This window comes from Nocardia sp. NPDC003345, assembly GCF_053589395.1.
Genome location: NZ_JBSFRU010000580.1, coordinates 1 through 1,732, shown reverse-complemented (window position 1 = coordinate 1,732; position 1,732 = coordinate 1). Strand labels below are relative to the sequence as shown.

The 1,732-nt window shown below is 71.1% G+C and carries 2 protein-coding genes; both read left to right on the top strand.

Translation table 11 applies throughout. The features are described 5' to 3' along the window. On the top strand, nucleotides 1–1,527 hold a 1,527-nt coding region (locus ACWDU1_RS32155), incomplete at its 5' end, for a sensor histidine kinase (RefSeq protein WP_450004184.1). After that, nucleotides 1,505–1,732: roadblock/LC7 domain-containing protein (locus ACWDU1_RS32150; protein WP_450004183.1), on the top strand; the 228-nt coding region annotated here is incomplete at its 3' end. The genes ACWDU1_RS32155 and ACWDU1_RS32150, both read left to right, overlap by 23 nt.

Below are 1,732 nucleotides of genomic sequence, written 5' to 3'. Positions count from 1 at the left end.
ACCGGCGAGTCCGAGGAAGCCGAACCCGCCGAACTGCCGCTGGGTGTCCCCGACTGGCAGCAGGCGTCCGGGCAGGTCATCGCGGGACTGCTGCAGTTGTGGGAGGGCCAGAGCGCCGACGCTCATGCCACCGCACGCGCCCAGGGTGAGGACACCGCGTTCCGTTCACTGCTCGGCGGCGCGGCGGTACTGCTGATCACGGCGCTGGCCTTCCTCGCTGCGCTGGTGCTGGCCAACCGGTTCATCGCCCGTATGCGCCGGTTGCGCACCGACACCCTGGAACTGGCCGATCAGCGACTACCCGACATCATGGCCCGGCTGGACCGCGGTGAGCAGATCGATTCCGCCGCCGAGGTGGCGCGGCTGGACTTCGGTACCGACGAACTGGGCCAGGTGGCCGACGCGTTCAACCGGGCCCAGATCGCCGCGATCTCGGCCGCCGTCGCCGAATCGCAGACCCGCGCCGGATTCCACACCGTGTTCCTGAATATCGCGCACCGCAACCAGCTGGCCGTGCACCGTCAGCTGGCGCTGCTGGACCGGGCCGAACGGCAGGAGGAGAACGCCGAACAGCTCGAGTTGCTGTTCGAACTCGACCATCTCGCCACCCGCGCCCGGCGCCACGCGGAGAACCTCATCGTCCTCGGCGGCGAACAACCGGGCCGGCGGTACCGGAATCCGGTACCGCTGTGGGATCTGGTTCGCGGCGCCGCGGCGGAAAGCCAGGACTACACCCGGATCCACACCGGGCGGGTCGCGGATGTGCGGGTCGTCGGGAAGGCCGCCTCCGACCTCATCCATCTGCTCGCGGAACTGATGGACAACGCCACCGCGTTCTCCCCACCGGACTCGCGGGTCGAGGTGTCGGCGACGGTGGTCGGCCGCGGGGTCGCGGTCGAGGTCGCCGACCAGGGGCTGGGCATGTCGGCGGAGGAGATCGAGGAGCGTAACCGGCTGCTGGCCGAGCCACCGGACTTCGGAGTGGCGGCGCTGACCGGGGACACCCGGCTGGGACTCTTCGTCGTCGCCACCCTCGCGGCCCGGCACGGGGTCGCGGTGCGGCTGTCCGAATCCGTGTACGGCGGGATCAAGGCCATCGTGGTCATCCCGACGCCGCTCACCGAATTGGGCGGGCCGCCCTCGGGCGAACGCCCGGCCATCGAAACGGTGGAGACCACCGGTCCCGCCGGGGGCGGTACCGCCCGTGCCATCGCGCGGGCCGGCAGCGCCGCCGCGCCGCCGCGTAGCGCCACCGGGATGGCCGAAACCCTCACCATCGTCACCGAACCGCGTCCGCTCGACAGCAGCCGCCCGCCGCTGCCGCGGCGTAACCGGCCACCCGCCGATAGCGATACCGGTCGTATCCCCGTGCTCGAACCACCACCCACCCGCACCCCCGACCAGGCGCGAAACCTCATGTCGGCCATCGAGGGCGGTACCCGCTCGGGGCGCCGCGCCGGACCCGCGACCCCCACAACCGAACACCGTCGAGAAGAAGGCAACGATGACCACTTCCCCGCGCACTGACCTGAGCTGGCTCCTCGAGGAACTGGTCAGTGGTCTGCCCGACGCCGAATCCGCCGTCCTGCTGTCCACCGACGGCCTGCTGATGGGCCATTCGGCCGCCCTCGACCGTGTCGACGCCGAACGGTTCTCGGCCATGGCCTCGGCATTCCACAGCCTGGCACGCAGCGCCGGCAGCCATTTCGACGCCGGCGGCGTCTGCCAGACC